General features: G+C 39.4%; 26 protein-coding genes and 1 CRISPR repeat array. All 26 genes read left to right on the top strand.

Going from position 1 to position 24,864, the window contains the following annotated elements:
* On the top strand, positions 1-544 hold a 544-nt coding region (locus BKD12_RS00650), incomplete at its 5' end, for an IS66 family transposase (RefSeq protein WP_141736918.1).
* Positions 545-608: 64 nt separating this feature from the next.
* Positions 609-1,028, top strand: a complete 420-nt coding sequence (locus tag BKD12_RS00655) for a DUF6075 family protein (RefSeq protein ID WP_070087471.1) — start codon at positions 609-611, stop codon at positions 1,026-1,028.
* 533 nt (positions 1,029-1,561) lie between these two features.
* Positions 1,562-2,857, top strand: coding sequence for a hypothetical protein (locus BKD12_RS00660; RefSeq protein ID WP_070087472.1), 1,296 nt, complete (start codon positions 1,562-1,564; stop codon positions 2,855-2,857).
* 18 nt (positions 2,858-2,875) lie between these two features.
* Positions 2,876-4,024, top strand: a complete 1,149-nt coding sequence (locus BKD12_RS00665) for a DUF5104 domain-containing protein (protein ID WP_070087473.1) — start codon at positions 2,876-2,878, stop codon at positions 4,022-4,024.
* A 33-nt stretch (positions 4,025-4,057) separates the two neighbouring features.
* The gene (locus BKD12_RS00670) at positions 4,058-4,474 is read left to right on the top strand and encodes a hypothetical protein (RefSeq protein ID WP_070087474.1); all 417 of its coding nucleotides are present in this window, start codon (positions 4,058-4,060) and stop codon (positions 4,472-4,474) included.
* Between the two features lie 44 nt (positions 4,475-4,518).
* Positions 4,519-4,914 carry a DUF3592 domain-containing protein gene (locus BKD12_RS00675; protein WP_070087475.1) on the top strand — a complete coding sequence of 132 codons (396 nt, stop codon included), beginning with the start codon at positions 4,519-4,521 and terminating at the stop codon, positions 4,912-4,914.
* 358 nt (positions 4,915-5,272) lie between these two features.
* Complete coding sequence (locus BKD12_RS16680; RefSeq protein ID WP_141736919.1) at positions 5,273-5,569, top strand: hypothetical protein; 297 nt, start codon at positions 5,273-5,275, stop codon at positions 5,567-5,569.
* A gap of 155 nt (positions 5,570-5,724) precedes the next feature.
* Positions 5,725-6,318 (top strand): hypothetical protein, encoded by a 594-nt coding sequence (locus BKD12_RS16795; RefSeq protein ID WP_176730897.1) that lies wholly within the window; start codon positions 5,725-5,727, stop codon positions 6,316-6,318.
* Between the two features lie 242 nt (positions 6,319-6,560).
* The gene (locus BKD12_RS00690; RefSeq protein WP_176730898.1) at positions 6,561-6,833 is read left to right on the top strand and encodes a hypothetical protein; all 273 of its coding nucleotides are present in this window, start codon (positions 6,561-6,563) and stop codon (positions 6,831-6,833) included.
* Between the two features lie 21 nt (positions 6,834-6,854).
* Positions 6,855-7,112 carry a hypothetical protein gene (locus BKD12_RS00695; protein ID WP_070087479.1) on the top strand — a complete coding sequence of 86 codons (258 nt, stop codon included), beginning with the start codon at positions 6,855-6,857 and terminating at the stop codon, positions 7,110-7,112.
* Positions 7,112-7,789, top strand: coding sequence for a DUF443 domain-containing protein (locus BKD12_RS00700; protein WP_070087480.1), 678 nt, complete (start codon positions 7,112-7,114; stop codon positions 7,787-7,789). The genes BKD12_RS00695 and BKD12_RS00700 overlap by 1 nt, the downstream gene beginning before the upstream one ends.
* A 20-nt stretch (positions 7,790-7,809) precedes the next feature.
* Positions 7,810-8,625 (top strand): hypothetical protein, encoded by an 816-nt coding sequence (locus BKD12_RS00705; protein ID WP_070087481.1) that lies wholly within the window; start codon positions 7,810-7,812, stop codon positions 8,623-8,625.
* On the top strand, positions 8,622-8,951 hold the full coding sequence (locus BKD12_RS00710) for a hypothetical protein (RefSeq protein WP_070087482.1): 330 nt from the start codon (positions 8,622-8,624) through the stop codon (positions 8,949-8,951). The genes BKD12_RS00705 and BKD12_RS00710 overlap by 4 nt, the downstream gene beginning before the upstream one ends.
* Before the next feature lie 21 nt (positions 8,952-8,972).
* Positions 8,973-9,506, top strand: coding sequence for a hypothetical protein (locus BKD12_RS00715; RefSeq protein WP_070087483.1), 534 nt, complete (start codon positions 8,973-8,975; stop codon positions 9,504-9,506).
* Positions 9,503-10,015, top strand: coding sequence for a hypothetical protein (locus BKD12_RS00720; protein ID WP_070087484.1), 513 nt, complete (start codon positions 9,503-9,505; stop codon positions 10,013-10,015). Before BKD12_RS00715 ends, BKD12_RS00720 begins: the two co-directional genes overlap by 4 nt.
* Before the next feature lie 385 nt (positions 10,016-10,400).
* Positions 10,401-11,192, top strand: coding sequence for an ATP-binding protein (locus BKD12_RS00725; protein WP_083262771.1), 792 nt, complete (start codon positions 10,401-10,403; stop codon positions 11,190-11,192).
* Positions 11,171-11,329, top strand: a complete 159-nt coding sequence (locus BKD12_RS16800) for a hypothetical protein (protein ID WP_176730896.1) — start codon at positions 11,171-11,173, stop codon at positions 11,327-11,329. The genes BKD12_RS00725 and BKD12_RS16800 overlap by 22 nt, the downstream gene beginning before the upstream one ends.
* 706 nt (positions 11,330-12,035) lie before the next feature.
* Positions 12,036-12,773: a CRISPR-associated endoribonuclease Cas6 gene (gene cas6, locus BKD12_RS00730; protein ID WP_070087485.1), complete on the top strand. Its 738-nt coding sequence runs from the start codon at positions 12,036-12,038 to the stop codon at positions 12,771-12,773.
* A 19-nt stretch (positions 12,774-12,792) separates the two neighbouring features.
* Positions 12,793-14,166: a type I CRISPR-associated protein Cas8a1/Csx8 gene (gene cas8a1 / locus BKD12_RS00735; protein ID WP_070087486.1), complete on the top strand. Its 1,374-nt coding sequence runs from the start codon at positions 12,793-12,795 to the stop codon at positions 14,164-14,166.
* 4 nt (positions 14,167-14,170) lie between these two features.
* A complete protein-coding gene (gene cas7i, locus BKD12_RS00740; RefSeq protein ID WP_070087487.1) occupies positions 14,171-15,052 on the top strand; it encodes a type I-B CRISPR-associated protein Cas7/Cst2/DevR in 882 nt (293 codons plus the stop codon).
* Positions 15,053-15,069: 17 nt separating this feature from the next.
* Positions 15,070-16,152 (top strand): CRISPR-associated protein Cas5, encoded by a 1,083-nt coding sequence (gene cas5, locus BKD12_RS00745; protein WP_330385506.1) that lies wholly within the window; start codon positions 15,070-15,072, stop codon positions 16,150-16,152.
* Between the two features lie 73 nt (positions 16,153-16,225).
* Entirely contained in the window at positions 16,226-18,469 is a 2,244-nt protein-coding gene (cas3, locus tag BKD12_RS00750; protein ID WP_242872681.1) for a CRISPR-associated helicase Cas3', read from the top strand.
* A 24-nt stretch (positions 18,470-18,493) separates the two neighbouring features.
* Positions 18,494-18,988: a CRISPR-associated protein Cas4 gene (locus tag BKD12_RS00755; protein WP_070087488.1), complete on the top strand. Its 495-nt coding sequence runs from the start codon at positions 18,494-18,496 to the stop codon at positions 18,986-18,988.
* A 45-nt stretch (positions 18,989-19,033) separates the two neighbouring features.
* Entirely contained in the window at positions 19,034-20,026 is a 993-nt protein-coding gene (gene cas1b, locus BKD12_RS00760) for a type I-B CRISPR-associated endonuclease Cas1b (RefSeq protein ID WP_070087489.1), read from the top strand.
* Between the two features lie 12 nt (positions 20,027-20,038).
* Positions 20,039-20,317 (top strand): CRISPR-associated endonuclease Cas2, encoded by a 279-nt coding sequence (gene cas2 / locus BKD12_RS00765; RefSeq protein ID WP_070087490.1) that lies wholly within the window; start codon positions 20,039-20,041, stop codon positions 20,315-20,317.
* Positions 20,318-20,494: 177 nt separating this feature from the next.
* Positions 20,495-24,581: direct repeats of the CRISPR family, unit length 30 nt; unit sequence GATAAAGTAGAAGCATAATGGAATGTAAAT.
* Between the two features lie 48 nt (positions 24,582-24,629).
* A complete protein-coding gene (locus BKD12_RS17450; protein WP_330385507.1) occupies positions 24,630-24,827 on the top strand; it encodes a Fic family protein in 198 nt (65 codons plus the stop codon).
* Positions 24,828-24,864: the final 37 nt, after the last annotated feature.

Below are 24,864 nucleotides of genomic sequence, written 5' to 3' on the forward strand. Positions count from 1 at the left end.
CAAAGGAAAACAGTATGACTATAGCCAGCCGGCAGTGCAGGGAGTCCAGTACTGCAACCGGTTATTCGCCATTGAGGACTCCATTAACAAAAAGTATCCCGGTGATTATGAAAAGCGGAAGCAGCTGCGTCTCGAGAAGGAAAAACCTGTTCTGGAGGCTTTCTGGTCGTGGCTCGATCAGCAGAAGCCTGTCCGGAATACGCGGATGGATAAAGCCATTAATTATGTTCTCAACCGGCGTGATACAGCGGAGACCTATCTGGAAGACGGGCGGTGCAGCTTTACCAATAATCTCAGCGAGAATGCGATCCGACCATTTGCAGTAGGCCGGAAGAACTGGCTGTTTAGCAATTCCGTAGAGGGAGCGAATGCCAGTGCAGTGACCTACACAATGGTTGAGATGGCAAAAGCACATGGGCTGAATATTTATGGATATCTTAAATTTCTGCTGGAACACCGGCCAGATAAAGATATGACCGATGAACAGCTTGCAGAGCTGGCACCTTGGAGTGAAAAACTCCAATCTATCAAAAATCGCATGTGAATTATAGTGAATTACTCCAACTCGCAAAGGGCTGGGGTAATTTTAAATTTTACCGCGGTATTATTTGGCGCTTACGAACACAGCGTTAGGAGCAGAAAAGAGCAAGAAAAGAAACATTACTTTTAAGAACAAGGAACATGAGAAGTTTTATCACACCTATCTTCCAAAATGTCGGTATCAGGACACATACCATAAAGCACTGGTTTACTGCATGGGACTGTCAGAAGATACCAGACGAAATGTAAACCGAATCTATGACTTTGAGACGGGATTTATAAAGCCGGAGTGTCTGCAGGAAGGATGGCAGACCAGCGGGAGCGAAAAGATTGTCCGTATTGCATTTAATCTCTATACAGATGGAACACCTACGACAGATGAATATGACGATACGGAGGAACAGATTGTTGAGACACGGCTTTATTCCGTCAGTGACATCTTTTGCACGGGAGATGGGATATTGAAGAGAATGCATTCCATCAGCTAAAGACTTATTATCATGCAGACCATTGTTACTGTCATGAAGCAGTGGAAGTGATCTTTCTATTAATGCTGATAGCATTTAACATACGGGAAATGTATCTGTACCGGCGGATCCATGGATTTGAGAGAAGCAAGATTACAAGGAAAAGTGTAACGCGAATCTTTCGGGATGATCTGCAGGCAGAGAATCTATGTTGGATATTGTATATAGAAGGGGGATAGAAATTCAAAAAAGAGAATAAGGGGTTGTGGAGTCTGAAAAAGGGGAGGTTTTCAGATAGGATACTTTCTGTCCCAAAAGATGACAAGACAAGGGGAAAGAGAATTGGTAAGGGAAAATAGCGCAGGTGAATATTTATAAAAGGGGAATCTATATAAAAGCGAAATCCCTGGATAAGTTCTGAGATTCGTTGAAGTTACAGCCTTTTCTTGTTATACTTGATTCAAAAAGAGGCTGTTGAAACAGGGGGATATAAGCCGGACGGGACACGGAAGAGATAAGCCGAATACCGGCATCTTTGAGGAGGGACTTTAGTTATGAAAAGGTTTTACAGACCGGTGCTTGCAGGAATGGCAGCAGCCGTAATATCTGTCTGCAGCGCATGCGGAGCAATACCGGAAAAAAATCACGGAGGCAATAGTGGAGACCGGAAGGATGCTGCGGATGAAAAGACGGAGGAAATAACCATACCGGCTTCGCTGATTAAGTTTTCCAGTTCGGATCTGCAGGATAATATAGAAGCATTCAGCGACTACTGCACCAGCGTCAGACAGGATGGGGATGATATGATAATCGAAGTGACGACGGAGCAGAAAGAAACGCTGATACAGATGCATGAAGACAATATCAGGGAAGTAATGGATGATATGGTGGAAGCTGATCCTTCGTATTCCTGTGAATTGGACGAAGATTACAGCAGAGTGGTGTACAGGTACGACGAAAACATAGACGGCATCCTGCAGGCAAAAGTTCTGCTGTCGCTTACCACAAGCTATGCTTTGAAAGGCATTATGGAGACAGGAAATCCGGACTGGCATATCCATGCTGAAATTGTAAACTGCCATACCGGTGCAACGGTCGTAGAGGGAACATTACCGGATGAGGCGATCAATTTCGGACCGGATGAGTGGGAAAAAAGCTATGTCAGTACAGGAGAGGATGAGCAGCAGAAGGAAATTATGCGGGAAACAGGCCTTCCGGCAGACTACAGTGCTCTGACTGACACACAGAAGAGCGCAGTTACGTCAATTGAGGATATGCTGACATGGATGGAAGGAAAATATCAGCAGAAATTCTGTTATGTATCCTACGCGCCGGGAGATGCGATCGAACAGGAGCATTTGAAGGTATATCCCGAACAGGGGGATGAATCGGATATTGTGACGGTGTACCGTACATATGAAAACGGGCTGTACCGGTATGAAGACGATTACGGAGCAATTCTGATGCGCCCCGCGTATGAAGAGCAGGTACGCGCATTCGCGGAGCAGTATCTGCCTTCCGAAGGGATAAAGATTTATACGGAAATAAAGAATGGCGGCAGCAGCCCGGCAGAGGAAGAACCGGTTCTGAACGAGGTTTCCGCTGTGACGTATATTTTTATGGACGACGCCCTGTGCTCAGAAAAGTATGAGATATTTCTGGAGGCTGTGCCGGACTGGCTGACAGAGAACTGTCAGGGCGTACCGGCGGGGATTTATCTGCGTATGACAGAGTCCGAAGCATGGCAGCAGATCGACAGATCCGATTATGAGGACAAGCTCCGGGAAGATGTCTATACTAAAGAGGCAGAGTGCGCGATCTCCGGGAGCGGGAAAGTGACAGTGTATTAGTTGAAAGGAAGAAAAATTATGAGGAAAGTATTACCGCTTATCGTATGCTGTGCTCTTGTATGCAGCCTGAGCGGATGCATCGTTTTCAGGGGAGGATCATCCAATGAATATCGCTCCGATGAAGAATTAGCGGATGAAATGATAGAAAATATTATCGATTGCGCAGAAAAGGAAAATGCAAAAGCACTGACAGAATTATTTTCACAATATGTTAAGGACAGTACGTTAAATTTAACTGAACAGGCAGAAGAATTTATAGAATTTTTTCAAGGCCAATGTAAAAGCTGGAAAGGAAATGCAAGTTCCCATGAAAAAAGTGAACACGGAAAAACAATCTGGCGGGAATTGAGAGGTCAATATTCAGTTATTACAGATGAAGCACAATATGAAATAGCATATATTTATATTCCTTTTCACAGAGAAGAACCGGATAAAGAAGGGCTTACTGCAATAGAGATCACTACGGAAGAAACTTTTAACAAGGACGAATTTCTCTGGAGTCTGGATCAGAAACCGGGTATCTATGTGACAGAAACCGGGGAAGAGATGTATTCGGAACAGAGGCTGATCACTCCGGAAGAACTGATCCGGGCGGCAGGACTTACAAAAGAACAGTACCGCGGAGCTGATCTCGAACAGTTTATTGAAGATTTCGCCATCACGGAAGAAGATGTGGATACGCTCAACATACCTTTGCTTCTGGAAGAATACGAACCGGACCGTAAAGACGGCCTGGCCGATGTGAGTTATCTCCTTGAAGACGACATAGAAAACCGTACGTCTGATTTTACAGAGAATGTATATGCCATTGCTTTTATGGAAAATAAGAATACAAGTACAGAATGTGTATATTACGATATACTGGATAGTAAACGGTATCAAACGTCGGATGCGTATCTCTTTGATGATCTCTACCAGACACAGGCCGGATATTATGCGGACGGACAGCAGATCGTTGAGGCGTTAGACAAATATGGTGTTTTTGGCTGGGAATCCGGAACGGGTGAAGAGGAAATTACAGATCCCCAGTATATGGTGCTGGCTGTAGAATATGATGACGGAACGGTGTTCCGTGTAAAGGCATCCGGCTTATTGTCGCAGGTGCTGCCGGACGAGTACGATGAAGTGAGAGAAATGCTGTTGTCAGGAGAACACAGCGGAAGTTAGAGGAAAATGAGTATTGTTTCAAAGGAGGACGCAATGGACAGAGAATTTGAAGATGAATTTATGGATGCGCAGTCACAGATTATTTCATTATGTGTCGAATTTGCGGGCAATAGGGCTGATAAGGTTTATGCCTATGGCTCCATCGAAGAAAGCAGTATTTCTTTCAATGCATTTTTCAAGATTGACGGTCAGATTAAAACAACAAATAATATAGCTGCCGATACAGACTCGATATGGGATTTCCTGGATCTTGGTGAATCGGATCTGGAGAAGATAAAACAAATATGCATACACTATGGAAAACCTGTCCCCACAGAATTAAAAATGATCTATGACTGTAAAAGTGGTAAAATAGACACGAAATATAAATATGAAAGTATCTGTTCCGCAAAGACAGGGACAGATTCAAGCGAAATTTTTATGAAGTGGTTAGACGAGGTTCTTCATTAAGATAGCATTATTCCGGGAAGTTATGGTCGTGGTAAGGAGAAAGTATGATTGTATTTTGGATTTTGGGTGGAATTTTTATAATTGTTGGTTTCATAATGGGGGTAAGAAAGTTTATCAAAACATATCAATACCGGGGGAAGGCAGAAGGAGTCATACTCGATTATGAAAGTTCAACGGGGACAGGGAAACAATCGATAAGAGTTCGATATCAATATGTGGTTTCTGGCGTGGAATATGTTGCAAAATCGGAATGGCTTAATAATGGATCTTTTTATCCCGAGAAAAAATGCGAGGTGAGGTATAATACAGGCAAACCTGAAAAATCATATTTGAAAACGTTTGATCGGGTGCTTCAAAGTGTTATCGCAACAATATTCTTTTTACTCGGGGGAGTGATCATAATTTTGGGGATCATACTATCGGGTATCATGTCAATGTAACTTATGTAAAGGATAATAGCGTTGATGCTTCCGACTATTATTGCGAAGTTATTCAGAAAGAAAAATGTACGCAGGAGACTGAAGGAAAAGTAATAAAGAAAAGATGGAATGGAGATGTATGGTTCCTGACAGTAGAGTATTCTGTTGATGGTGAAAAGTATAAATTAACAGAGCAATTGAAATACCAGGTAATAAAAACGCACAAACTTGGGAAAATTCCTGTGGGAATGAGTTCTAAAGTTTCCTTGGGTAATGTAAGTGAAGGGGATCATGTTCAAATATAATCCGATAAAGCCGAAGAAGGCTTATATGCCCGATAATTCAGGTTTGCTTCTGATGTAGAGGAAATACGCTAGAAGTGCAGGGAAAAATAGATGAAAGAATGCATAGCAGATCGCAAATCAGGAAAATGATTATTTCAGCTGTTCTTGCCCGTGCGGCTGCAGTTTCAGGAGGGCGTGAAGTACTTATGAGCAGGGTTGCTGAGAGATGTTTCTTTTTGGATCAGAGCTTTGTTCTGGAATATGTACCGAATGTTCATGAAACTACGGTATACGAGTCTGTCCGTTTTGATATGAAGTATGAGGGATTCGGAAAAAGATATGGATTTTTATATAGTATCGGATATGCCGCTTTATGTATATGGATATTATAGAGAATTCTCAGAAGTAAAGAATAGGCTTCATCAGGTAGTACAGAACTGGGAGACGGGAGAATAATAAGATAAGCAGATATAGAGTCAGTCATTGACGATACAGAGTTGTATAGGAAGGGAGAAGTATGCGGAGAGTATTTAATATAGACAAAAAATTGAAAAATAAATATGTGAAAGAGTGGGCAAAATCCCAGGATGGCTATAAAATAAGACGATTTACAGCTATATTTCTAAAAAGTTTAGGGGGGATTATTTTTCTAGTTCTCTCTCTTCTGTTTGGCTGTTTGACATATGGAACAGATGTTTTTGCAGAGGGATTACTTTCAGGAATCGGTTCGGGTTTTGGGTTTGGCTGCATTCCTTTTTTTATAGGACAATCCATGGGGATCAAGGCAGTGCTGAAATGTGGAAAACCATTTTCTATTGAAGAGAAGGAGTCTATACTGATCGCTGATGAAGGGATAGAATTCCGGTATCATGATGTAGAAACTCCGTTTGAGACGTCTGTGAGTGTTTATCAGATACTTCGGGAGGACGTGCGGGTAATAGCTATTGATGATGCGGTTCATGTGGCGACAATTATAGGCAAGGGAAACATGACGGTGTACCACGATATAACGACGAAGAAGATAGATTGGACAAGAAGTCAGAGAAGATTTTATGAGGATTCTCAGATGAAGATACTTCTGGCATATGAAAATAATGATGAACTTATTCAGAGGTTAAAGAATTATGCGTCGTTAAAATAGTGGAATTATGAAGGTGAAGGAGATAAATTTCTTCGACTTTAATGAAATTAATAAGGAATAAAAATGGAAAATACATATCTTATAAACAGTAAACTATATGTAAAACCGAAACCTGCAAGTTTTATTTTCAGGATTCTGTTGAATATTTTCTTGCCGTTTTTATTGTGCTGACTTATAATCAGAGACCTTCTGCAAGAGCACACTATGAGATAGTACAGGCGGAGATAGGTATAGAGCCGGATGTGGTAACTATTATATATCGGCAGATCAGCAGCCTGAATGGGGGCAATGCAGTGTATAAAATACCTACAGGACAGTTGAATTCTATAGACTTCAGCGATCAGCTCTGCTGTATTCACTTTATCGGATCGGTGACGGTAACATATACAGGAAGTAACTTAAGATCAGAAAATAAGTCTGGCTGCTATTTTTATGTGGAAAAAGGGTATGAAAAAGAAATTTTGTCTGAACTGACCAGGACATGTGGAAAAGATATTATTTATCGTAATAGATAAAGGTATGATGGGGAAGAGCATATGGAAGAGATAAAACGGCATTGTGAAAAAGTCATACAGATACTCCGTTCCGATTATAATACGCAGTTACAGTATTCGGGAATAATCAAAAAAATATATGACGTTATGTTACAGATCATATCCTGCGATAATATCAATGAACTTCCTGATATTCACTGGAACAGCATAGCGCGGTGTTTTGCTGACGAAACGACGGATTATCAAAGTCCTATACTCTTTGAGATAGATAAAATTGCGAAGCTGTCAGAGGGAAAATAATGCCGGAGAGAATGGATTGGAAGAATGCTTTATGCGCGACAAATAATTTCCGCTATAAGTTGATAAGGTATAAAGAAAATGTGTACGCTGTTGACTGGCTGCCGCACTGGTATTCGGTCTTTGCAGGTATTTTTATATGCTTTTTCAAAAAGAAAGCATATATTCTGACTGAACAGCAGGCCGCAGTATTACAAAGAAGAGGCGGAATAAATTCGCTTTCTATATTTTGGAGTCCGGTTTTAACAATATTGTTCTGCACTGGGGCAAGATGGATATCACAGCAGGTAAATATAGAAGGAAGAGTGAAAGGCCCGTTTTTTATTCTTACTTTGCTGCTCGTAGTTTTTGCTGTTTATAATATATGGAGAGCTGGAAAAGAATTAAAGTTAAAAAAATATCTGGGTGCCCGTAATGAAACTTGCACGATAAAAATTCTCTGCAAAAAACCAGATCAGGAACGTAAAGTATATTTTTTGTGTGCTGTTGCTGAATTGATCTTTCAAGGGGGATTGTACGGAATTGCTCTATGGTTTTGCTTTCATCCAGGTGTGATCTTAAATACAAAGATAATAATTCTTGTCGCATGTGCCACTTTTATATATTTTCTTTCGGCGGGATTTTTACCTGACCGCCTGTTTGTAAGTATAGAAGTCATGAAAGAGGAAGAGAAGATATAGTCTGACTTAAAGGGAAAGTAATGAAGCAGTTGAGAAAAACAGAATGGCGGAGAGGATACCCCATTAAGAAAAACCTGGCCCTGTGTGCATGGGGTCTGATGGCGCTCGCAGGCTTCGCCGGAATATTGTCGCACCCGGAGAATATTCCATCGCTGGCGGCGAGTGTTCTTGCATTGGCGGGCGCAGTCCTGACGCTGCCGCCCCTGCTCAGATATTACAGAACAACATACCATAGTCTGCCCGCTCTGAACAGGCGGCTTACAAAAGAAGAGCAGGAGGAACTGCTCGAAAACGAAAATTTTGAGACGATCACTGAGTTGAAGACAGAATCACTGCGGTGGACAGATATTGCTGAAAGTGCGCACTGGCTCCGGATCAATGGAAGATATATTCCAAAAGAACTTGTGATCTTAGGAGGGGCTGAAGTAACCGGCAATATAATGAACCGGGACACGACACCGGTGATTTTCCTTTATGCGACCGGTGATATGGTGAAAATTGACCTTGGAGTTCAGGTTAGTGTTCCGAAAATCCGGGAACTTAACGCATATCTCTGGTCCTGTTATCATATTTTCCCAGGACAGGAAGACGGGAAAAAGACAGAAGAACTCAGCGGTATATTCAGGGAGGTTTACACAGAGTATCTGAAAGAAAAAGAACCGGAGAAGGAGAGCGGGGGTCTTGCGGATCTTATAGAAGATGCAGGAGAATTGCGGCAGAAATGTATCGAGAGAATGCCGTCATATTTGAAAAAAGTTGACGAAAAAGTATGGTGGACTGAGAAGACAAGAAAGAAGATGGAACAGTGGGAAGCAGACCGGGAGAATACATTATGAGTGAAATAAAGTTTAAAGTCTCTAAAGATGGAAATGAAAAGAAATATATTCCTCTGATCAGAAAAATGCTGAGTCGCTCCCTTTCCGAAATAAGAGAATGCTTAAGTAATAATGGCTATATCGATATATGCAGTCTGGAAAACATAGAGGGGCTGCAGCATATGAACGAGCTCATTGAGGAGCTGCAGAAAAAAGGGGCGAAAATTGTACTGTATGAGGATGACAGAGTTGTAGAAACTGAATTCCTGAAAAATATCATTGAAGCACACTTTGATGCAGAAAGGTATCTGCAGGAAACGGACGATAAAGTTATTGAGAAAGATTGAATGATTTGAGGAGGGAGATTTATGAGGATTACAGACATTTTTGATGTAGTAAGAGATGGAACTTATTCGGAGTTTTTGAAGTTTTATACAGGAGATCCGAATCTGTTCAATAAGTATACAGGATTAAGTTTGTTTCAATTAGTGTTTGTCAATGACCATAATACAGATGAAAAAATAAAGATGATTCGATTTTTAATATCTGAGGGGGCGGATGTTAACTTTAAAAGTCCAAAAGATCAAAGAAATGCACTGCATATATTTTACTTTTCGGTTATGAGGCCCGATCCACAGTACATATTAAAAGTAACTCAGCTGCTGGTTGAGGCTGGGGTGAACATAAACGCCAAAGACAAATATGGGGCAATTCCACTTAATTATGCGATTACTGTTGTAAAGCTGCCGACAGAGACGGCTATGCCGGTATATCAATATTTAATAGATCACGGTTCAAATATCTATGAAAAAGACAATTTTGGGAAAGCATGCATTGATTATGCAAAGGAATTTTCATGGAGAAATGATCTTGTAAGTCTAATGGAAGGAACCGAATCATGAGCAAAGTGAGAAGAAAAATAACAAAATATGAGATCATTCTCTGTGTTCTTGTACTGGCGGTCATAGTTGCCGGTCTGCTTCTGCCTAAGACAGGAGAGCTGGTGTTACTGGATGAATTCTGCAATATATCCGTCATATGGATCGTGTGCATCTATGTGGTCGTGCGGGTCATACATAACTGGAAAACAGGGGAAAAAAGTAACAAAACAGCAGGAGTGATCATCGCGGTTTTCTGTGCGGCAGTCTGCATGTGGTTTACGAAGGATTTTGCCGCTGATCTGGCGTCGGGTACGAAGACGGTCACGCTGACAGATATAGAAGTAAGTGAAACACAAGCGCATACCAGCATTTTTTCGCATCATTATTATCTGATGGGGACGGATTCTCAGGGATTAAGGACCCGTGTGGAAATATCAGCAGATGACTATACGATGATGAGCCAGACAGGAAATGGAACTGCGGTTCTTGTGTATTATGAGCATACCGGACGGGCTGTGTCGGCACGCTGAGAGGAAGTTATTGCTACGACAGCATAAGGGAAGTGGTACGCAGGGTTAATCGAAACACCGGGATAGGGATCTTGAACAAAACGACCATATATACAAAGTCCAGACATGTCTCGGTGGAAACCCTTATGACGGGCTATGAAAAGATGGAGTCCTATATAACGGAAAATGTTGCTCCGGAAAAAATCATTATGAAGGAAAGATAATCATTAGCGCCATACCTGCTGCACAGGGCTGTTTTCAGGTCCGCACAAAAAGGCCCTTTATCACAACAAAACCGAACAAACTGCCTGCAAGGGACAGCCGGGAAAAACGGCTGTCTTTTTTCTATGCCCACGAACGGAAAAAGAGCCGATACTGCGGCAGGACATGGGACAGATAAGCACATATGATAAGGTACAATAAGTTTCGCAAAATTGAAAAGAGGACAAAAGAAGACATTAATGATAAAAGCCATGAGATAGTGGGAACCAGTTTTAATTGCAATCAAGATATAAATCATGAGCCACTAAAGCACTATCTTGCAAGGCAGTTTAGTCCGGATATTAATTTTACATTTGAAGAGCTGTTAATAGAAGGGAAGAGGATTGTTCTTTTAACTATTCCGGCGGCAAAATCTGTACCTGCATCTTATGCAAGAGAAAGGTATATTCGTATAGGCTCAAGCAAAGAAAATTTAAGAAAATATCCGGAAAAAGAAGCCTTTCTATTTGAAATACTCAGACATGGTTTCCCAACAATAGAGAATACTCCGTCAGACTATCAAGAACTTACATTTGAAAAACTGCTTATTTATTATGGAGCGAAAGGGTTAAAACTAAATCAGGATACCTTTAAAAAGAACCTGTCTTTCTATACAGAAGACGGTAAATATAATATTTTGGCACAGCTATTATCTGACAATTCACATATACCAATCCGGGTAGCAATTTTCTCCGGCCCGACAAAAGCAGATAATATGTATTCTGTGCGTGAATTTGGCAATCAGTGTCTATTGTATTCACTAGATGAGGTATTGCGTTATGGTGATGTGCTGAATATTATTCAGGCAGATGAAAGGGAACGTGCTGTTGAGAGAAAAGAGGTTCCATTATTTGAGAATGATGCTTTTCGAGAGGCAGTGATTAATGCTTTCGTTCATAGAAGGAGCAGGGAGCGTTGGATAAAAACAGTCTGTTAAAAACTACGATTCGCACAATGGGGTATGCAAGAAGCAGTACGGCATTACTTGCTGCGGCGGAACGAGGACTGAAGTATGGATGGAAGACTGGAGAGATTGTGCAGGATGCGAAGCAGAGGTTTGTGTTGAGAGACTAATAAAATTTTGCTAAAGAATAGTATGGAGATAAAATAACTGAAGAAAACAAGGGAGCCGGGAGTCGGGGCTTGTCGGGAGACAGGTTCCGGTTCCCGGAGTTTTCATTTTGTGGGTAAGTGGGAACTAATCTAGCATGATGGCACTGTGCAGTACAGTCTGCGGGGTAGAATTGGCACAGAGGGAATTCCGATTACATTTGACAGAACGTCCATCTTACCCTATAATATATTTAACAAGACAGCCGGAAGGTGACTACACCTCACCCACCCCGGCGAAAATATTAGTTATCTGAAATAGCCGTTTACTTTCTCAGGGTAGGACGGCTATTTTCTATGGTCATCTTTAAAGCAATTCAGTACAGCAATAATCAGTAAAGCAACTGATATGATGATCTGAAATTCTTCATATGTACTCATAGATACCACCCCCTTCCGCAAGACCCGGAATGGGTGGGAGCACGTCCCCCGACTGCCTTGGTAAATATATTATTTGTAATCCAATATGGTACTACTGATAGAATTAAAATAATGATTATTTTTACATTCCAGTTTGGAACTATGTTTGCATTATACTAGTCGGACTAAAGAAAAGCAATGACAATCATCTAAAAATATATAAATAACCCTATAATAATTATATTAATGAAATAATTGTATACAAATAGTAAATATGGTAATATATGAACAAAGAAAGGAGTGCGGTAAGATGCGATTAGAATTAAGTTTCTCGCTTAAGTATCCCAAATTGCCTGTTGACAATAAGTGTATCTGGATTTCTTTCTTAAAGAATTGTCTGTCCAAAAGTGGAGATGGAAGATTCTATAATCAATATTTTGAAGGTACACCTAATAAAGATTATACATTCAGTATAGTTCTTCCTGGTCCTAAATTTCAAGAGAATATTATTATTTTTGAAAAAAATAGTCTGAAAATGATGTTCTCGGCAGATGACAGAAAGAAAACAGGGTTGATTTTCTTTCAGGCATTCCTCCAGGCAAAAGGGAAAGTTTTCCCCTTACCGGATGGAAATGCAATGAAATTGGAGAAAATCATACAAATTCCAGAGAAGCTGATCACATCAGACAGAGTTTTGTTCCGAACTACTGTGGGCGGTGGGTTTGTAATCCGAAGCCACAATAAAGAGACGAATAAGGACCGTTTTTATTCATTTAGAGATGAAGGCTTTTCTGAACAGATGAAAGAAGTTCTTAAATATCAGGCTGTGAATGCCGGATTTAAGGAAGAAGATGGGGAGAAGATAGAGTTTGAACCAATTCGCTGCAGGAAAGTTTTAGTAAAACAATATGGGATTCTGGTTGACTGTACTTGCGGAGTTTTTGAATTGCATGGAAATTCGGAACTTTTACAATATTTTTATCAGGCGGGATTCGGATCGAAACATTCTATGGGATACGGGATGCTAGATGTTCTGTCAGAAGCATGATTGAGGGGAGGAGGAAGAGGTGACGCTGAATAAGGCTAATGAAAAGTTTGACACATGTCTGGAGGCATTGGATTGGCGTTATTCTGCCGCAATTGTGGGATTGTACAAATATTTTACTTACTATAAACATGAACTGGAATATGAACTTTCCGACAATTATCTGGAATTTAATGCGGCGGATATAACGGAAGATCGGTATTTGAAATTTGCAGAAAGTTATTTTGAAGATCAGTTTCAACACAGAGAACTGGAAAAGTATATGAATCTTGATAACTGGTCGGAAGATGAGATAAAACGGATTAATGAACTTCTGCGAGGAAACTCCGTTATGAAAAAAGTATTCGGAAAGATAAAATTTGACGGAGAAAATACAGAAGAAATCAGAGAACTGATACAGGAAAACCGCAGTGTATTGATTCGGGAGACATTCCGGAATAAATCAAATTTATATAAGAACTTTGCGAATCCTGGTCAGTTGTTTAAAGAGAGAGGAATATGCTGTCGGCTGTGGGGTTATTACGTGGATGGCGGAAGGAAGACAAAAGCATTAGCTTATAATTTTGATGTGAATACCTTTGTTTCACAAGATGATCCGCTTTTTGACTTCATACCATTTGCATTCTGGGGAGACAGGGAAGTCTTTTTTGTCAATGACAATTTTTCTCTCAAACAATTGGTCAATACAAATGAGACGCTGAGAAATCAAGTTCAGATGCAGGTTATGGAAGAGCAGAAAAACAAAAATGCAAGAAAGGTATTATTTAAAACAATTCAGGAAACGGCAGACTTTCTGAATTACAGCGTGGAGGTCATAACAAAGCAGCGAGACGCAGAATTTTTTGAGACTATGTATGTGCGGAAAGAAAGCGTCAAAATCTTGAGGAAGTTGAATGTTAATGAGCCGTTTTGCTTTTCTGTCAAAATAAATGATAATTATTATCTTAATGTGCAGAAAAAGGTGACGGAATGTATTCTGAATCTGGTACGGACAGATGAGCTTATCGAGTTTTTCTTAAAACGGGATATGAGGCGTGATATCCAGAGTGATTCAGAATATTTGGTTTCGCTGTTGATCAGAGTAAACAATTTAATCTGTGGAGGTGGAGAAAGCATGAATCAAGCGATGCGAGGGGCATACGCCTGCGCAAAAGAGGTTGTTAAAACAATTCCGGAAAACAAATATAAGGCATATCGTCAAAAATTGACAAGTGCGGTCGTGTTTAAAGATTATGACAGATGTTGCCAGATATTATTGCAATTATCGAATTACAGTGGTGTAACATTTGATTTTGTATATAACCTTTTTGAAGATTTTGAAAAAAATAAAGATGTGGTATATACATTTATCAATGCTTTAACGGATAAAAAAGTGAAAGACAAGCAGGAGGGATAAAATAATGAAAAAGAATGCACTCACATTAACGGTAGTTGCCAACATGACATCCAATTATTCAGAAGGCCTGGGGAATATCGCCAGCGTACAGAAAGTATTCAAAAACAGAAAGGTCTATACGATCAGGAGCCGGGAAAGTTTAAAGAATGCGGTTATGGTCCAGGCGGGCATGTATGATGACCTTCAGACGGAAGTGGATGGCGCCACGCAGAAGCTGGTAACACCAGAATTAAATGCTGCTACCTGCCGTGCGCTGGAAGGCGGATATATGAGTACAAAAGGAACCACATATGTGAGAAAGAGTTCTGTGTATTTTACAGACGCGATCGCTTGTGAAAGCTTTGTAAATGAGACGCGTTTCCATAATAACCTCTATCTGGCGGGCAATTATGCAAAGGCGCAGGGAAAGAATATCCAGAACGATGCGGATGGCGTGGGATTAATGCCATATCAGTATGAGTATGATAAATCCTTAAAAGTATACAGCATGACAGTAGATTTGGACATGGTGGGGAAGGATGAAAACTTTGACGCTGAAGCTTCGCCGGAAGAGAAGGCGGCGAGAATAGAAGCTCTTCTGCGCGCAGTAGAGACACTGAGTCTTGTAGTCAAGGGAAATCTGGATAATGCAGAGCCGGTGTTTGTTGTTGGCGGATTGAGTGAAAGAAAGACACATTATTTTGAAAATGTAGTGCATGTAGAGGAAGACAGGCTTTTGATGTCAGAAGATCTGAAAGAAAAGATCGCGCAGGGTTATCACGCAGGCCTGCTTAAGAGCAAAGTATTTCTGAATGAGAATGAGATCGAAGAAGAACTTCATCCAATGTCAGTTCCCGGATTCTTTAACACACTGGTCGAAGATGTAAAAGCATATTATGGCGTTTAATAAAAGGAAAGCAGGTGATGCAGATGAAAGCGCTGCGTTTGGTGATTCATCAGTCCAGTGCCAATTATAAGCGCGAGGAAACTGTAGATAATAAAATGACCTATCCGCTTCCGCCGTTTTCAACTGTGATCGGCGCATTGCATAATGCATGCGGATACCGTGAATATAAAGAGATGGACATCAGTATCCAGGGGCGATATGGTTCTATGCACAGAGAGCCATATACAGACTACTGCTTTTTGAATTCCACGCAGGATGACAGGGGAATCCTGGTGAAGATGAGAAATGCAGACATGCTTTCCAATGCCTATGACAGAGTGGCAAGTGCGAAAAAGCCACAAGGAAACAGCTTCCGGAATGGAATAACCATCCAGGTACACGATCAGAAACTGCTGGATGAATACAGAGCGTTAAAAGATTTAAATGATGAAATCTCTGAGTTTAAGAAAAACAGATTTAATCCTGTGATGACGCTTCTGAAAAGAAGAAAAAAGGTTCTTTCTGAAAAAAAGAAAGTGTTGGAAAAAGGAAGTGAACAGTTTTGTAAAGTAGAAAGAAGAGAGAAAGAAATCAAAGCTGCAGAGAAACTGATGAAAGAGAGAATGGAGCAATTTCAAAATGAAAGGTATACGATTCCAATCTCGAAATTCAGGACTTTGACAAAATCTATGAAGTTTTATGAGGTTTTGGATGATATTGAACTTATCATTCATGTTCGGGCTTCGGATGAGATTTTGAATGATATTCTTGAACACAGGTTTGATATTACAAGCATTGGGAGAAGTGAGGACTTTATTTCTCTTGAAGAGGCAAAGATTGTCGAACTCCAGGAAGATTTGGATGAAGAAATCGAAAGCGATTACTCTGCCTATGTAGACAGAAAGTTGGTGGTTGACGAAAAAATATTTCTGGACCAAAAGCAAGGTGAATCGGGCGGAACCCTCTATTTCCTGAACAAGAACTATAAAGTCACAGATGGGAAACGTATTTTTGAGAAGAAAAGAGCATTGTATGTATCAGGATATTCAGCAGAGGGATTTGGCGATGGCCTGTATCTGGATACAGACGGGGATAAAAATTACATTGTCAATTTTTTCTGAGACTAAAGGCAGCAGGGGACAACTGCTGCCTTTACTGCAACAGACCAGTATGCAAGCGAAGGAGCAAGAGGATATGAAAGATGGGACATTTTGGGCTAAGCCGGATGAAACAATCGAAGAGCATGTGAAAAAGCTTTTAACAGAACTGGAACGGATGAAAGCATATGGATATTTACAAGATGATGAGTTATATAGACTGGTAGAGATTGCCTGCATTCATCATGATGATGGAAAGATGAATCCAGAGATGCAAAACAGACTTGAAAAGGCGAAAGGTGGGCATCGCGTAATGTTTAACCCGGAAAAAGAGATCCCTCATAATGTTCTTTCAGGATTCTTTTTAAATCCAGATGAATTCAACGAATTTGAAGATCCAAAGCTGGCATACTACCGGGGTTTGTTTGCAATTCTTTACCATCATGATTATGGAGATCCCGTTGAAATTATGGATGAGAACAAAGATCTGATCCATTCTCTTCTTGAAGGATTCTGTATAAACGATATTAATAAGCGGAGCACGAGAAACAGGATCCAAAAGATGGCGACAGATCCGGTTGCGATTAAAATTAAAGGCTTTTTGCATCTATGCGATTACAGTGCAAGCGGCGGATACATTTCAGAATATCCGAATGATTTTCTAGATATTTCAATGGAAAATGTCAGGACGATGTGGCGTCAGCATGATCCGGATGCGGATTGGAATGAACTGCAGATGTTCTGTGGTGAGAGGCAAAATGAAAACGTGATCGCAATAGCTCAGACCGGAATGGGAAAGACAGAGGCCGGCTTTCGATGGATTGGAAATCATAAAGGCTATTTTATCCTTCCGGTGCGAACGGCAATCAATGCAATGTATGACAGAGTGAAAGAAACAATGCTGCTCAACCAAGATCTTGATACGCGGCTGGCTGTTCTCCATTCGGAATCGTTGGAGTATTATTCAAAACAATCGGAAGGGAATATCGATTTGCTTGAATATGAAAGCCGGGGAAAGCATTTGTCCATGCCGCTTAGTATATCTACCCTTGATCAGCTGTTTGGTTTTGTTTTTAAGTATCAGACTTATGAACTGAAACTGACGACTCTTTCATTTTCCAGAATTGTTATTGATGAAATCCAGATGTATGATCCGGAATTGCTGCGGTATCTGATTGCTGGATTGAAGCAAATCATCAGTATGGGTGGAAAAGTTGCGATTATGACTGCAACTCTGCCGCCGTTTATTAAAGATCTGCTGTTGGAAAACATTCCATTTGAAAAGGAAAATATTGCTACGTTTGTGAATGACTCTATCCGTCATCATCTGGAGATTCGGGATCGGAAAATTAATGCAGAAGAAATTGAAGGATTTTACCGCAAGAACTGTGAGTCAGGAGAATCCGGGAAAATCCTGGTTGTATGCAACACGATACGAAAAGCTCAGGAGCTGTATGAAGAACTGAAGGAGAATCTGGGTGAGCAGGATGTGCATATCCTTCATAGCCGGTTTATACGCAAGGAGAGAGCGATACTTGAAAAAGAAATCCTGGATTTTGGAAAGACTTATGATGAAAAGAGGAAAATTGACCACAGATTAGGTATCTGGATTTCAACCTCTCTTGTAGAAGCTAGTTTGGATATTGATTTTGATTATCTTTTTACAGAACTTTATGAACTTAGCTCTCTGTTTCAAAGATTGGGTAGATGTAACCGGAAAGGAGTAAAATCAATCGAGGTGCCGAACTGTTTTGTATATACAAAAATTGACGCAGAGCATTTGACCGGGACACCACATGGATTTATTGACAGAACCTTATTTGAACTGTCAAAATCAGCGCTGAACGAGGTGAGTGGGATACTCAGTGAAGTACGGAAGATAGAATTGATCGATAAGTATTTTACAACTGAGAATGTCCGGATGAGTGAGTATATAAAGAAATATGATGGAGTCGCATGGATCGAAGGGATACATCCGTATCAATTTGAAAAAAATGAAGTTGATCTGAGAAATATTATATCTGAAACAGTAATTCCAAGCCCGATATACGAGAAGAACAGACAGGAGATTGAGATTGCGGCAGAAAAAGCATCAGATATGAAAGGAACTTATATGGAAAGATTGAAAGAGAAAGAAAAAATCATGCAGTATACATTAAGTGTCCCCTATTGGTACTGGTCAAAGTATCAGTCGGCGGTTCGGCAGGGGAAGACGTGTTCATTTGCTTCTGTTAAGCTTGGAAGAAGAGAACAGGTTCCAGTAATGGAATGCGAGTATGATGAGGCAGGGTTTCATCAAATAAATTTTCAAGATTCAACAGGGATAGGCGTCATTCTTTAATGTGTGTTTCGGGAGGGAAATATTGTGGACAGAGAGATAACGGGTGTTATGGTATATTATAACGAAGTATGCCAACGGAAACTGTGGTGTTTCTATCATGGAATACAATTGGAGCAGGAGAGCGAGAATGTAAAGATCGGAAAGGTTCTTGATGAAGAAACATATAAAAGAGATGAGAAACATATTAATATTGACAATGCCATTAATATTGATTTCATCCGTTCAAGCGGGATATTGCATGAGATCAAAAAGAGCCGCAAGATAGAAGAGGCGGGGATTCTTCAGGTAAAATACTATTTATTCTATTTAAAACAGAAAGGCGTACCAGGAATCAAGGCGCGGATAGATTATCCTTTGTTGAAAAAATCTCTGGAAGTTGAACTGACAGATGAGGACGAAAAAGAGATCAGGATGAAATTAAAGGAAATCAGGAAAATTGTAAACGCAGGTACACCGCCGGAATTGAAGAAAAAGAATATTTGTAAGTCGTGTGCGTATTCTGATCTTTGTTTTATTTAATAACTGTTGTTAATGAGATGAAATGGAAGAGGGAGGACACTGGCAATGAAAAGAAGTTACTATATATACAATAACGGCTCTTTGCGGCGAAAAGATAACACACTTACTTTTACAGATGAAAACGATGACAGGAGGGATTTACCGATTGAACAGATCCATGATATTTATGTCATGTCTGAAATGACATTCAATACCAGTCTGGTCAATCTTCTTTCGCAGTATGGTATTCCAGTGCATTTTTTTAACTATTACAGTTTCTATACCGGAAGTTTTTATCCGAGAGAACATTTAGTTTCCGGTAATCTTCTCGTCAGTCAGGTGGAGCATTATACAGATTATGAAAAAAGAATGAGACTGGCCAAAGCATTTATAGAAGGAGCTTCATACAATATTTACAGGAACCTGCGCTATTATAATGGAAGAGGAAAAGACGTGCAGTCGTATATGGATACAATAGAAGATATGCGGAAGCAAATTCCTAAAGCACAAAATATCCAGGAGTTGATGGGATATGAGGGGAATATAAGGAAGACTTATTACAGCGCATGGCCGGTTATCATTGATCAGGAAATTGAATTTGAAAAGAGGGTTAAAAATCCGCCGGATAATATGATTAATACGCTGATATCCTTTGTGAATACACTGATATATACAAAAGTGTTAGGTGAGATTTACCAGACGCAACTGAACCCTACTGTCAGTTATCTTCATGAACCAGGAGACAGAAGGTTTTCGTTAAGTCTTGATCTGGCGGAAATATTTAAGCCGATATTGGGAGATCGTCTGATTTTTTCTCTTTTGAACAGGAAACAGATTACAGAAAAAAGCTTTACTAAGGGGTTGAATTATCTCCATTTGTCTCAAAATGCTTCAAAAACGATTGTGGCGGAACTGGATGCCAGAATGCAGAAGACAATAAAACATAAAGACTTAAATAAGACCGTTTCGTATCAATATCTGATGAGACTGGAATGCTATAAAATGGTCAAGCATCTTTTGGGAGAAAAAGAATATGAGCCCTTTAAAATATGGTGGTAGGCAGGGATTGTTATGTATGTAATATTAGTATATGATATAAAGAGTGATCAGGGCGGCGCGAAAGTACTGTCTAAGACATTTAAAACTTGTAAGAAGTATTTGATGCATATACAAAATTCGGTTTTTGAAGGAGAGATTTCCGAATCACAACTCTTAAAACTTAAAATGGAACTTAATAAAGTGATCCGGGAGGACAGAGATTCATTAATTGTTTTTAAATGCAGGAATGAAAGGTGGATTCCTAAGGAATTCTGGGGAGTGGATGACGATAAGACGAGCAACTTTTTGTAATTGTCGACTGAAAATAGTGTAAAATTTCCGGTAGGTAGACAAAGCGCGGGCTGCCAAGGAGAATTTGTGTTTTGAGGTTTTGAACAGGATGATTTTGGAGTAGAAATATGAAGAGAAAAGAAGGTGGACAAAATGCAGGTTTGAAGTGCAGGAAATGAGGGGAGAAAAAAGAAACGAGATAAAGTAGAAGCATAATGGAATGTAAATGACGCATTCAGAACCGACATCATAGTTCCTGAATACCGATAAAGTAGAAGCATAATGGAATGTAAATTGCCTTAGTATCTCTTGTTTTACCTTATGCAACTCCGATAAAGTAGAAGCATAATGGAATGTAAATCAGATCCGCATGGAGAAAGCTGTATAACAACAACAGATAAAGTAGAAGCATAATGGAATGTAAATGAAAGCAGTGCAGCGGTTGAACGCATTTACGTTTGGGATAAAGTAGAAGCATAATGGAATGTAAATTAACCAGCATACTTTCCGATACAGAAGCCTTCTGCCGATAAAGTAGAAGCATAATGGAATGTAAATAGGCTTTTGAAAGTTTCATTTAGTTCTGTGATAGCGATAAAGTAGAAGCATAATGGAATGTAAATTAAAGTCACCCACTTTCTAAACGAACGGCAAGCTTTGATAAAGTAGAAGCATAATGGAATGTAAATAATAGTAAATATAATCAAAATTTTTCTTGAAAGTAGATAAAGTAGAAGCATAATGGAATGTAAATGCGTATGCAAATGGTTATAAGCGAGCTGTCTTGAAGATAAAGTAGAAGCATAATGGAATGTAAATACATCTTGAAATAGCTTGAACTATCTTTTGTTGTCGATAAAGTAGAAGCATAATGGAATGTAAATCCTTTTTTGCAATCTCTTCCATCTCTTCTGCGGCCGATAAAGTAGAAGCATAATGGAATGTAAATGAAGGTTCGCCTGTGCTGCTCTCACGGCTTCCTGCGATAAAGTAGAAGCATAATGGAATGTAAATATGGATTCCTCATAATACTGTAATTCATGTATTCGGATAAAGTAGAAGCATAATGGAATGTAAATTGAAATATAAAGAAAGTATACTCAAAGTACACTAAGATAAAGTAGAAGCATAATGGAATGTAAATGAAAATAATCACCAGCATGTATTATCACATCTTGGATAAAGTAGAAGCATAATGGAATGTAAATTCAATACCGAGTATGAAGGAACAACTTGAAGCACTGATAAAGTAGAAGCATAATGGAATGTAAATATGCCCTTACTCTTTCTGCTTCCTGATAGCCATTGGATAAAGTAGAAGCATAATGGAATGTAAATACATTTGCTTTGGTGTGTTACCAAACGCTTTTGCCGATAAAGTAGAAGCATAATGGAATGTAAATCTAGCTTTCCTGGCGTTTTCTGTATGATGTCTTGCGATAAAGTAGAAGCATAATGGAATGTAAATATAATACAAACCCGGTATCTTTCATGGTGCGCTCCGGATAAAGTAGAAGCATAATGGAATGTAAATTATATCCATCAACAGTGACACCCAGCTTCTGTTGCGATAAAGTAGAAGCATAATGGAATGTAAATTTATAATCTGTTTTATTTTCTCTTATGATTTTTTCGATAAAGTAGAAGCATAATGGAATGTAAATTATTAATGGCACTTAACTTTGCCTCTGCAATGATTCGATAAAGTAGAAGCATAATGGAATGTAAATCTGTTACCGGTTCCTGCAGGATCAGCCGGTGATCGATAAAGTAGAAGCATAATGGAATGTAAATTTTGAAGTATTTCATCATTTAACAAAACTGCAGCAGATAAAGTAGAAGCATAATGGAATGTAAATGAGTCATGATAATAAAAAAGGACGATTTGCACGAGATAAAGTAGAAGCATAATGGAATGTAAATACTGCAACCCGGACGGCGGTCACGCTGTCGCCCCTGGATAAAGTAGAAGCATAATGGAATGTAAATGAGTTCTGTATACAGATTGTCGAGAAGACGCTCTGGATAAAGTAGAAGCATAATGGAATGTAAATTATACCGCCAACTAATAAGACATAAATCGTCGGCGATAAAGTAGAAGCATAATGGAATGTAAATAGATTATTCCCACGGTATATCGAGTTATGAGATCCGATAAAGTAGAAGCATAATGGAATGTAAATGCGGATCGGGAATCTTATGAATTTTATAGATCCCGATAAAGTAGAAGCATAATGGAATGTAAATACATTTAGAAGACCGCTCCCGAATGTCCTCTGCGCTGATAAAGTAGAAGCATAATGGAATGTAAATGGGCTTCTCCTCGGCGTATTCCGCATCCGTAGATAGATAAAGTAGAAGCATAATGGAATGTAAATATGGCTTGGGTACGACAATGGAAGTGGAGCTGCAGAGATAAAGTAGAAGCATAATGGAATGTAAATTTTGAAGGTTCGATTCTGTAAACCCTGCCTGCAAAAGATAAAGTAGAAGCATAATGGAATGTAAATTAGCAATAAACTAACCAAATTCGGGGAAGCGGCTTCGATAAAGTAGAAGCATAATGGAATGTAAATAGTGATACAAGCCGGTACGTTCGACGACCTGTACATGATAAAGTAGAAGCATAATGGAATGTAAATTTTCCGTCCCGGCATACATGGTCTACCTGCTCACGATAAAGTAGAAGCATAATGGAATGTAAATAAAGCGCTACGCCAGCAACTACGGCCGCAATAATTCCGATAAAGTAGAAGCATAATGGAATGTAAATTGTTCTCGCACATGAGATCTACAATGCTGTCCTTCCGATAAAGTAGAAGCATAATGGAATGTAAATATATTCTTCAATTGTTTTCGGGCTTAAGGACACATCTGATAAAGTAGAAGCATAATGGAATGTAAATGAAGATATAAGGCAGGAAAAGTTGAATTGTTATTCCCGATAAAGTAGAAGCATAATGGAATGTAAATATAGACTCTCTTGCTGAAGCAATAAACGAAACTGCTGATAAAGTAGAAGCATAATGGAATGTAAATTTAAATTTTGCATGGATTGTTCTGTAAGACACGTTGATAAAGTAGAAGCATAATGGAATGTAAATGCTGTCGCTGTGACGATTCCCCACAGTCTGCATAACCGATAAAGTAGAAGCATAATGGAATGTAAATTCTGAAATATTCCGTCTGTTTTTCCTTCTCGGAAACTGATAAAGTAGAAGCATAATGGAATGTAAATTCCACTTTTCTCATACTTGTTTTTGCTGTATAATTGATAAAGTAGAAGCATAATGGAATGTAAATATATTTCAACGGCTCTACAAATTCAGCGGTTCCAGATAAAGTAGAAGCATAATGGAATGTAAATGGCCATTTTGGAAGTCTGCTTAAAGCCGCTGTCCGATAAAGTAGAAGCATAATGGAATGTAAATCAGTATTACTACAAAAAATCAGAGGGGTTCCGGCATGATAAAGTAGAAGCATAATGGAATGTAAATTTGGAATCAACCGGTACTACACGGCGATGCAAGCCAGATAAAGTAGAAGCATAATGGAATGTAAATGATCACTATATAACTACTCGTTACAGGAAACCATTGATAAAGTAGAAGCATAATGGAATGTAAATCAGGTACAGATCACCGTATCCACCGATGATATCTCGATAAAGTAGAAGCATAATGGAATGTAAATTTGTCTGTCAGTGTCATATTAGTGTCTGCCCGAAGTTGATAAAGTAAAAGCATAATGGAATGTAAATATGTTGTTTCAAATAGAAATTGATATAACATAGTATAGATAAAGTAGAAGCATAATGGAATGTAAATAGGATCCCGACTGGATTCCCCTTACCTGACACCAAGATAAAGTAGAAGCATAATGGAATGTAAATTGTATCTTGGCTTAACACTCCCGTTTTCTGCGCTTTGATAAAGTAGAAGCATAATGGAATGTAAATTGTGCTCACTCTCCTTTCTGCAGAAGCTTACCTATCCGATAAAGTAGAAGCATAATGGAATGTAAATGCAGATGAATTAATATATCGCTGTCTGATCCACCAGATAAAGTAGAAGCATAATGGAATGTAAAGGAATAAAGACGATAATACCAATAACACCAAACGCGATAAAGTAGAAGCATAATAGAATGTAAAGAAAGGTGGATAGTATTCAAATGGGTAAGAAGCACGCGATAAAGTAGAAGCATAATGGAATGTAAAGACGAATGAAACTACTCCCTGCGCATTGATTCGGACGATAAAGAAGAAGTATAATGGAATGTAAAGTAACACACAGCAAAGGACAGCCGATGCTATTGTTAGATAAGTAGAACAGTGATCTATGGCAGTGCCACGGAACTGCGGGAAACTCTGGATTATGATTTCTCCGAAGAGAAAAGGTTCTCCTATAGGAATCTTTCAATGGACGAGATCATTCATCACCTTGCGGTATTTATTTCGAGATTATGGCAGATTCATATATTCGAAGAGGGCAATACCAGAACAACAGCGGTGTTTTTTATCAAATTTTAAGAAATCTTCTGCTGGGGGAAGATCATCCGCTTCATAA

Source organism: Merdimonas faecis (genome assembly GCF_001754075.1).
Lineage (GTDB): Bacteria > Bacillota > Clostridia > Lachnospirales > Lachnospiraceae > Merdimonas > Merdimonas faecis.

Coding starts and splice junctions, on each gene's coding strand:
- cas7i (WP_070087487.1), top strand. CDS start 14,171: ATGAAAAAGAATGCACTCACATTAACGGTAGTTGCCAACATGACATCC.
- cas5 (WP_330385506.1), top strand. CDS start 15,070: ATGCAGATGAAAGCGCTGCGTTTGGTGATTCATCAGTCCAGTGCCAAT.
- cas6 (WP_070087485.1), top strand. CDS start 12,036: ATGCGATTAGAATTAAGTTTCTCGCTTAAGTATCCCAAATTGCCTGTT.
- BKD12_RS00700 (WP_070087480.1), top strand. CDS start 7,112: ATGCCGGAGAGAATGGATTGGAAGAATGCTTTATGCGCGACAAATAAT.
- BKD12_RS00715 (WP_070087483.1), top strand. CDS start 8,973: ATGAGGATTACAGACATTTTTGATGTAGTAAGAGATGGAACTTATTCG.
- BKD12_RS00660 (WP_070087472.1), top strand. CDS start 1,562: ATGAAAAGGTTTTACAGACCGGTGCTTGCAGGAATGGCAGCAGCCGTA.
- BKD12_RS00710 (WP_070087482.1), top strand. CDS start 8,622: ATGAGTGAAATAAAGTTTAAAGTCTCTAAAGATGGAAATGAAAAGAAA.
- cas2 (WP_070087490.1), top strand. CDS start 20,039: ATGTATGTAATATTAGTATATGATATAAAGAGTGATCAGGGCGGCGCG.
- cas1b (WP_070087489.1), top strand. CDS start 19,034: ATGAAAAGAAGTTACTATATATACAATAACGGCTCTTTGCGGCGAAAA.
- BKD12_RS00705 (WP_070087481.1), top strand. CDS start 7,810: ATGAAGCAGTTGAGAAAAACAGAATGGCGGAGAGGATACCCCATTAAG.
- BKD12_RS00720 (WP_070087484.1), top strand. CDS start 9,503: ATGAGCAAAGTGAGAAGAAAAATAACAAAATATGAGATCATTCTCTGT.
- BKD12_RS00725 (WP_083262771.1), top strand. CDS start 10,401: ATGATAAGGTACAATAAGTTTCGCAAAATTGAAAAGAGGACAAAAGAA.
- BKD12_RS00670 (WP_070087474.1), top strand. CDS start 4,058: ATGGACAGAGAATTTGAAGATGAATTTATGGATGCGCAGTCACAGATT.
- BKD12_RS00665 (WP_070087473.1), top strand. CDS start 2,876: ATGAGGAAAGTATTACCGCTTATCGTATGCTGTGCTCTTGTATGCAGC.
- cas3 (WP_242872681.1), top strand. CDS start 16,226: ATGAAAGATGGGACATTTTGGGCTAAGCCGGATGAAACAATCGAAGAG.
- BKD12_RS00695 (WP_070087479.1), top strand. CDS start 6,855: ATGGAAGAGATAAAACGGCATTGTGAAAAAGTCATACAGATACTCCGT.
- BKD12_RS00675 (WP_070087475.1), top strand. CDS start 4,519: ATGATTGTATTTTGGATTTTGGGTGGAATTTTTATAATTGTTGGTTTC.